Origin of the sequence: Kitasatospora sp. NPDC057542, assembly GCF_042801945.1 — a bacterium.
Classification (GTDB): domain Bacteria; phylum Actinomycetota; class Actinomycetes; order Streptomycetales; family Streptomycetaceae; genus Kitasatospora.
In genome coordinates this window covers 1-7,986 of sequence record NZ_JBHVFE010000420.1, presented here as the reverse complement: position 1 = coordinate 7,986, position 7,986 = coordinate 1, and the positions used below count along the sequence as shown (strand labels likewise).

The 7,986-nt window shown below is 74.2% G+C and carries 7 protein-coding genes; 6 read left to right on the top strand and 1 reads right to left on the bottom strand.

Annotation, left to right across the window (positions count from 1 at the left end; translation table 11 throughout):
- Positions 1-42: 42 nt before the first annotated feature.
- Positions 43-741 (top strand): class III extradiol dioxygenase subunit B-like domain-containing protein, encoded by a 699-nt coding sequence (locus ACFU7Y_RS35035; RefSeq protein ID WP_224284071.1) that lies wholly within the window; start codon positions 43-45, stop codon positions 739-741.
- A 4-nt stretch (positions 742-745) separates the two neighbouring features.
- Here the strand turns inward: ACFU7Y_RS35035 and ACFU7Y_RS35030 are convergent, their stop codons facing one another.
- Positions 746-1,006 carry an antitoxin gene (locus ACFU7Y_RS35030; RefSeq protein WP_224284072.1) on the bottom strand — a complete coding sequence of 87 codons (261 nt, stop codon included), beginning with the start codon at positions 1,004-1,006 and terminating at the stop codon, positions 746-748.
- A gap of 164 nt (positions 1,007-1,170) precedes the next feature.
- On the opposite strand from ACFU7Y_RS35030, the gene miaA reads away from it, so the two are divergent.
- The 5 genes from miaA (at position 1,171) to hflX (ending at position 7,945) form a co-directional block, all read left to right on the top strand.
- Positions 1,171-2,115 (top strand): tRNA (adenosine(37)-N6)-dimethylallyltransferase MiaA, encoded by a 945-nt coding sequence (gene miaA / locus ACFU7Y_RS35025; RefSeq protein ID WP_224284073.1) that lies wholly within the window; start codon positions 1,171-1,173, stop codon positions 2,113-2,115.
- Between the two features lie 227 nt (positions 2,116-2,342).
- Complete coding sequence (locus ACFU7Y_RS35020; RefSeq protein ID WP_224284074.1) at positions 2,343-2,855, top strand: hypothetical protein; 513 nt, start codon at positions 2,343-2,345, stop codon at positions 2,853-2,855.
- 33 nt (positions 2,856-2,888) lie between these two features.
- Positions 2,889-3,794 carry a diaminopimelate epimerase gene (gene dapF, locus ACFU7Y_RS35015; RefSeq protein ID WP_380770780.1) on the top strand — a complete coding sequence of 302 codons (906 nt, stop codon included), beginning with the start codon at positions 2,889-2,891 and terminating at the stop codon, positions 3,792-3,794.
- A 210-nt stretch (positions 3,795-4,004) separates the two neighbouring features.
- Positions 4,005-6,236 (top strand): RelA/SpoT family protein, encoded by a 2,232-nt coding sequence (locus ACFU7Y_RS35010; RefSeq protein WP_380770779.1) that lies wholly within the window; start codon positions 4,005-4,007, stop codon positions 6,234-6,236.
- 206 nt (positions 6,237-6,442) lie between these two features.
- Positions 6,443-7,945: a GTPase HflX gene (hflX, locus tag ACFU7Y_RS35005; RefSeq protein ID WP_224284987.1), complete on the top strand. Its 1,503-nt coding sequence runs from the start codon at positions 6,443-6,445 to the stop codon at positions 7,943-7,945.
- Positions 7,946-7,986: the final 41 nt, after the last annotated feature.

Here is a 7,986-nt window from a genome sequence, read left to right as displayed (position 1 = left end):
TCGCAGAACGGGATCCGGGCGACAGGCCCTAAAGTGATCCGCATGCTGGTTGCCGCCGCCGTGTGCCCCTGTCCACCCCTGCTCGTCCCGGAGGTCGCCGCCGGGGCGGCCGCCGAGCTGGACGTGCTGCGCGCCGCTTGCGACGAGGCGTTGGCAGCGCTGGTCGCGGCCGGACCGCAGCTGGTCGTGGTGGTCGGCACCGGGCCGGAGGCCGAGGTGTGGACCGAGGGCGGGGCGGGCTCCTTCCACCGTTACGGGGTGCCGCTGGTCGCCAAGCTGCCCGGCGACCGGGTCGAGGGGCCGGAGCTGGCCCCCTCGCTGACCGTCGGCGCCTGGCTGCTGGAGCGCGCCGGGGTGACCCTGCCGACGCACGCCTGCGCGGTGCCCGCCGACGCTCCCGCCGACCGGATGCTCGGCCTCGGCCAGGGCCTGGCCGGCCTCGCGGACCGGGTCGCCCTGCTGGTACTCGGTGACGGCAGCGCCTGCCGCTCGGTGAAGGCGCCCGGCTACCTGGACGAGCGGGCCGAGGGCTTCGACACCGCCCTGGCCGCCGCCCTGGGCACGGCCGACCTGCCGGCCCTGGCCGCACTGGACCCGGGCCTGGCCGCCGAGCTCAAGGCCGACGGCCGGGCACCGTGGCAGGTGCTGGCCGGCGCCGCGGAGGGCGCGGGCCTCACCGGGAGGCTGGGCTACCAGGACGCGCCGTACGGGGTCGGGTACTTCGTGGCGTCCTGGTCCTAGCGGGTCAGGACTGCGGGGGCTGCCCCTCGTCGCCGTGCTTCGGCTTGTGGGCGAAGTCGCCGACCGCGTCCTTGGCCTTGCCGGCACCGTGCTCGATCTTGTCGCTGTACTTGCCCTTGGTCGCCTTGTCGATCGCGCCGCCGGCCTTGTCCACGGCCTTCTCGATCTGGTCGCTGTGCTTGCCCGCGAACTCGCTGGCCTTGCCCTTGAGCTCCTCGGCCTTGCCCTTGAGGTTGTCCATCAGACCCATGGCGATCTCCTTCATCCGCTGTTCCCTGCACAACGACCGTGCCCGGCGAAGCGTTCGCAAACCGGTCCCAACCGGGGAAACGGCCGGAAAAAGTCCGGGGAACAGTCATATCGTCGCGCGGGTGCGGCCTCGTGGCAGCCCGGTCTCCGGTGGCCCGGGGGTTTTGCGAGACTGGAGCGGTGAGCAGCTCCCGTACCCCGCGTGTCATCTCGATCGTCGGCGCGACCGCCGCCGGCAAGTCCGACCTGGCCGTCGCCATCGCCCGCAGTCTCGACGGCGAGGTGATCAACACCGACTCGATGCAGCTGTACCGGGGCATGGACATCGGCACCGCCAAGCTCACCACGGCCGAGCGCGGGGGAGTGCCGCACCACCTACTGGACGTCTGGGACGTCACCGAGGCCGCCAGCGTCGCCGAGTACCAGCGGCTGGCCCGGGCCGAGATCGACCGGCTGCTCGCCGCCGGCCGCACGCCCGTCCTGGTCGGCGGATCCGGGCTGTACGTCCGGGCGGCGATCGACGAGATGGAGTTCCCGGGCACCGACCCGGCGGTGCGGGCCCGGCTGGAGGCCGAACTGGAGCAGGACGGCCCGTACGCGCTGCACCGGCGGCTCGCCGAGTTCGACCCGGCGGCCGCCGAGGCGATCCTCACAAGCAACGGCCGGCGGATCGTCCGCGCCCTGGAGGTCATCGAGATCACCGGGCAGCCGTTCACCGCCAACCTGCCGAGCAACACCGCCGTCTACGAGGCGGTGCAGATCGGCGTCGCCGTGCCGCGCGCCGAGCTGGACGAGCGGATCGCGCTGCGGGTCGACCGGATGTGGGAGGCCGGACTGCCGGACGAGGTGCGGGAGCTGGAGAAGGCCGGGCTGCGGGAGGGGCGGACCGCCTCCCGGGCGCTCGGCTACCAGCAGGTGCTCGACCACTTCGCCGGAGCGTGCACCGAGGACGAGGCCCGGGCCGAAACCGTCCGGGCCACCAAGCGCTTCGCCCGCCGTCAGGAGTCCTGGTTCCGCCGCGACGACCGGATCAACTGGCTCTCCCGGCCGGCCGGCGCCGACCCCGTCGAGCTGCTGGGCCGGTCCCTCGAACTGATCGGGCGTCAGGGAGTTCCGGCCGCGTAGGACGGGTTTCCGGCCAATCCGGCGGTGCACCTGCGCGCGCAGGTGGCCGTGCAGGACGAACCGGCGGTCACGGCCCGATCACGTGATGGCCACGGATCACCCGTCGACCCCGGTCAGGCCCGGAACGCCTCCCTGGACATGCCATCATCGATGCCGTAGGGGTCGGCCAACGGGCCGACCGTGCCCGGCCGCGAGTCCGCTCGTGTCGAACTGTCAGGGGAGGCCGCGTGTCGACGGGTACCGGCCCCGAGTCCGGCCAGAGCGGGAGCGTCACCGCACCGGCCGAAGAGTTCGACGAGTCGACGATGGGCGACCTCCCCGTGCTGACCGGTCTGGAGGCGCCGACCTCCTACGCGGTCGCGGTGCCCGCCCTGGACACCCGCACCCCGCCCGGCGGTGCGGTGCACGAACGGGAGATCCGCCCGCTGCGCCGGCTGCGCTGGTGGCAGACGCTGCCGATCGCCCTGCTGGGCACCCTCGGCTCGCTGATGTTCGCCTTCCCGCTCGCCTTCGGCTCGGCCGGGGCGCGCGCCACCATGGTCGGGATGCTCGGGCTGCTGTTCACCGCCGCCTCGGTCGGCTGGGGCGCGATGGCCGCCCGGCACGCCGGCTACAAGTGGCCGGGGCTGCCGCGCCGGGGCTCCGGGCAGCGGGCCGGCTGGAAGGCGATCGTGGTCTACACCCTGATCGCGCTGGCCGCCTGCGCGCTCGCGGTCTGGCGGGTCGCGTACCTGCGCTGAGCGGGCGGCCCACCGCTCAGTACCATCGGAGGGGTGAGCGCATCCTCTCCCCAGCAGGGCGGCATCCCCTTCTTCAAGGGGCACGGCACCCAGAACGACTTCGTCATCGTCCCGGACCCGGACGGTTCGCTGGAGATCGGTCCCGAGACCGTCGCCGCGCTGTGTGACCGGCGGGCCGGCATCGGCGGGGACGGGCTGCTGCGCGTGGTGCGCGCCGCCGCCGACCCGGCCGCCGCGGGGATGGCCGACCGGGCCGAGTGGTTCATGGACTACCGCAACTCGGACGGCAGCATCGCCGAGATGTGCGGCAACGGCCTGCGGGTCTTCGCCCGCTTCCTGGTCGAGGCCGGCCTGGCCGAGCCCGGCGAGCTGGCCGTCGCCACCCGCTCCGGGGTGCGCACCGCGAAGGTCGCCGAGGCCGCCGCGGACGGCACGCCCGGCGACGTCACCATCGACATGGGCCGGGCCCGGCTGCCCGGGCCGGACGGCATCGAGGTCGCGGTCGGCGAGCGGCGCTGGCCGGCCCTGAACGTCAACATGGGCAACCCGCACGCGGTGGCCTTCGTGGAGAGCCTGGACCTCGCCGGCGACCTGTTCACCGCGCCGCTCACCAGCCCCGCGGGCGCCTACCCGGAGGGCGTCAACGTCGAGTTCGTGGTGGACCGCGGGCCGCGGCACGTCGCGATGCGGGTGCACGAGCGCGGCTCGGGCGAGACCCGCTCCTGCGGCACCGGCGCCTGCGCGGTGGCGGTGGCGGCCATCCGCCGGGACGGAGCCGACCCGGCGGTCACCGGCGAGGCGGTCTCGTACACGGTGGACGTGCTGGGCGGCCGACTGGTCATCACCGAGCACCCGGACGGCCGGGTGGAGATGACCGGGCCGGCGGTGATCGTGGCCGAGGGGCGGCTGGACGGGCGCTGGTGGGAGTCGGTGCGCTGACGCCTACCCAAGGGGCAGGCCGGTTTGCCCAATTCGTGCGGTGACGAATCCCCCCGATCGGGTGATACTGGTCGCGGACGGGAATCAGGGCGTCGCGGAACGTGCTCCGCTCGGTAGCATGGACCACCGGGTCGATCACCCCTGGGGAGGGGTAGCAGGATCACCCCCCTCGGGAGGGGCGGCGCCCGGCGACCGTTGCCGGAGGTGCCGATGACCATCGAAGCCGGGCAGTCCCTGACGGGGCAGCCGACGACCGTACGGCAGGCCGGGGCCAGGCGGCCCCTCGGAGAGCTCGGCCGGGCAGCCCTCGGCCGGGCCGGGCGGGCCGCGTTACTCGCCACCGGCCGGCCGCCCGTGCCGGACGCCCTGGAGCCGCTCGTCCGGGTCCACCGCCGGCACCACCCCCAGGCCGACCTCGGCCTGCTCGCCCGGGCGTACCGGCTCGCCGAGGCCAGCCACCGCGGCCAGAAGCGCAAGAGCGGCGAGCCGTACATCACCCACCCGCTGGCCGTCACCATGATCCTGGCCCAGCTGGGTGCCGGGACGACGACCTTGGTCGCCTCGCTGCTCCACGACACGGTCGAGGACACCGAGTTGACGCTGGACCAGGTGGCAGCCGGGTTCGGCCCCGAGGTCGCCTATCTGGTCGACGGGGTGACGAAACTGGAGAAGGTCGACTTCGGCGCCGCCGCCGAGGCGGAGACCTTCCGCAAGATGCTGGTCGCGACCGGGGACGACGTCCGGGTGATGGTGATCAAGCTGGCCGACCGGCTGCACAACATGCGCACCATCCGGCACATGAAGCCGGCCAGCCAGGTGCGGATCGCCAAGGTCACCCGGGACGTGCTGATCCCCCTCGCCGAGCGGCTCGGCATCCAGGTGCTCAAGGCGGAGCTGGAGGACATCGTCTTCGCCACCCTGCACCCCGAGGAGCACACCCGCACCCGCGCCCTGATGGCCGGTCACGAGGCCGAGCCGGACACTCTGCTGGAGCCCTTCGCCCGCCAGCTGGCCCGCCAGCTGGCCGAGGCCGGGGTGGCCGCCGAGGTGACCGTCCGGCCCCGGCACTGCGTCTCGCTGCACCGGGTGCAGCTCCGGCGGGCCGCCGTGCCCGGGCCGGACGGGCTGCCGCCGGGGCCGCGGCCGGCCGACTTCGGGCGGCTGCTGGTGGTGGTCGAGGAGAACGCCGACTGCTACGCCGTGCTCGGCGAGCTGCACACCTGCTGGACACCGCTGCCCGGGGAGTTCAAGGACTTCGTGGCCGCGCCCAAGTTCAACCTCTACCAGTCGCTGCACACCGCCGTGGCGCTCAGCGGCGGCGCGGTGGTCGAGGTGCTGGTCCGCACCCGGCGGATGCACGAGGTGGCCGAGACCGGGGTGGTCGCGCTCGGCGACCCGTCCCCGGCCGGCGCCGTGCAGGATGCCGACGAGCTGGACCGCACCGACCCGGCCCGCCCGGGCTGGCTCAGCCGGCTGCTGGAGTGGCAGCAGGAGACGCCCGACCCGGACGCCTTCTGGTCCACGCTCACCGCCGACCTGGCAGGCGACCGCGAGATCACCGTGGTGACGGAGAGTGGCGAAACGCTTCAGCTGAGGGCCGGCGCCACCTGCGTGGACGCGGCCTACCTGCTCGGCGAGGAGACCGGCCACCGATGCATCGGCGCGCGGGTCAACGGGCGGCTCACCGCGCTGTCCACCGTGCTGGAGGACGGCGACCAGATCGCGGTGCTCACCGAGACCCTCCCGGCCGGCGGCGGTCAGCCCTCCGGCCCCGCCCCCGAGTGGCTGGCGCACGCCCGCACCCCGGCCGCCCGGCTGGCCATCGAGCGCTGGCTGGCCGACCACCCGGCCCGGCATCCGGTGGTCCGCACCGGCCCGGCCGGCGGCCAGCCCGCCCCGCCCGGGCGCCCGGCCACCGAGCGGCGGGCCGCCCCGGTCGCGGTGGCCGGACGGCCCGGGGTGTCGGTCCGGCTGGCGCGCTGCTGCACCCCGGTGCCGCCGGACGAGGTGGCCGGCTACCCGATCCGCGGCGGCGCGGTCGCGGTGCACCGCACCGGCTGCCCGGCGGGGGAGCGGATGCGCGCGGACGGGCGGGCCGAGCTGGAGGTCCGCTGGCAGCCGGAGGGCGCGCCGGCCGCCGGGCACCGGGCCACCCTGCGGGCCGAGGCGCTGAACCGGCCCCGGCTGCTCGCCGACCTCACTGCGGCGATCTCCGGCGCGGGCGTCGGCATCGTCTCGGCCGAGGTCGAGCCGCCGCAGGAGTCCCGGGTCCGGCACACCTACACCGTCGAACTGCCCGAGCCGGCCGCGCTGCCGGGGCTGATGCGGGCGATGCTCAAGGTCTCCGGGGTGTACGACGTGAGCCGCCCGCACGCGCCGGAGGGCGGCAGTCCCCCGGACCACCGGCCCGGCGGCCCTGTGGTCCGGGGGAAATGGGGATGACCGGCCCGCGCCGGGCGTGCGACCATCATGGGGAATTCACGGCCGGTCCACGGCGTTCTCCGGGCACAGGAGCCCGGGGCCGCACCCGGGGACCTGAGGGGTAGCTCACCCCGCCCGGGTAGCCGGGGCGGCAGCTGGGCAGACTCCGTACGGGACCGCCGCCGCGGTCCCCGAAGGCCATCCGTACCAGTCAGCCAAAGGACAGAATGACCTCCACGTTCGACACCCGCGACCACGCCGACGCTCCGCGCCGCCTCGACGGTCTGCGGGCGGAAGCCCTCATGGACGAGGACCTCGCGGCCATCGACGAGGACCTCGGCCACCACTACGACGGCGACCAGTACGACCGCAGCGAGCGAGCCGCCCTGCGCCGGGTCGCCGGCCTCTCCACCGAACTCGAAGACGTCACCGAGGTCGAGTACCGCCAGCTCCGCCTGGAGCGCGTGGTGCTCGTCGGCGTCTGGACCGACGGCACGCTGGAGGAGGCGGAGAACTCGATGGCCGAGCTCGCCGCGCTCGCCGAGACGGCCGGCTCCCAGGTGCTGGACGGCCTCATCCAGCGCCGTGACAAGCCCGACGCGGCCACCTACATCGGCTCCGGCAAGGCCCAGGAGCTGCGCGACATCGTTGCCGCCACCGGTGCCGACACCGTGGTCTGCGACGGTGAGCTCACCCCCGGCCAGCTGATCCACCTGGAGGACGTGGTCAAGGTCAAGGTCGTCGACCGGACGGCCCTGATCCTGGACATCTTCGCCCAGCACGCCAAGTCCCGGGAGGGCAAGGCGCAGGTCTCGCTCGCGCAGATGCAGTACATGCTGCCGCGCCTGCGCGGCTGGGGTCAGTCGCTGTCCCGGCAGATGGGTGGCGGTGGCTCCGGCTCCTCGGGCGGCGGCATGGCCACCCGTGGTCCCGGTGAGACCAAGATCGAGACCGACCGGCGCCGGATCCGCGAGAAGATGGCGAAGCTCCGCAAGGAGATCGCCGAGATGAAGAAGGGCCGGGACACCAAGCGCCAGGAGCGCAAGCGCCACCAGGTGCCGTCCGTGGCCATCGCCGGGTACACCAACGCCGGCAAGTCCTCCCTGCTCAACCGGCTCACCGGCGCGGGCGTGCTGGTGGAGAACGCGCTGTTCGCCACCCTGGACCCGACCGTGCGCCGGGCCCAGACCCCGAGCGGGCGGCTCTACACCCTGGCCGACACCGTCGGCTTCGTCCGGCACCTGCCGCACCACCTGGTCGAGGCCTTCCGCTCGACCATGGAGGAGGTCGCCGACGCGGACCTCATCCTGCACGTGGTGGACGGCTCGCACCCCGAGCCGGAGACGCAGCTGGCCGCCGTCCGCGAGGTCGTCGTCTCGGTCGACGCACAGAACGTGCCGGAGATCGTGGTGATCAACAAGGCGGACGCCGCCGATCCGCACGTGCTCCAGCGCCTGCTGCGCCGCGAGCCGCACGCCATCGTGGTGTCGGCCCGCACCGGCGCGGGCATCGAGGAGCTGCTGCAGCTCATCGACGACGAGCTGCCGCGTCCGGCGATCGAGGTGCGGGCCCTGGTGCCCTACACCCAGGGCGCGCTGGTCTCCCGGGTGCACGCGGAAGGCGAGCTGCTCTCCACCGAGCACACCGGCGAGGGCACCCTGCTGCACGCCAAGGTGCCGGCCGAGCTGGCCGCCGAGCTGGAGTACTTCACGGTGGCCCTGCAGGGCTGAGGCCGAAGCGAACGGAGGGGCCCCGGGACGCGTTGCCGTCC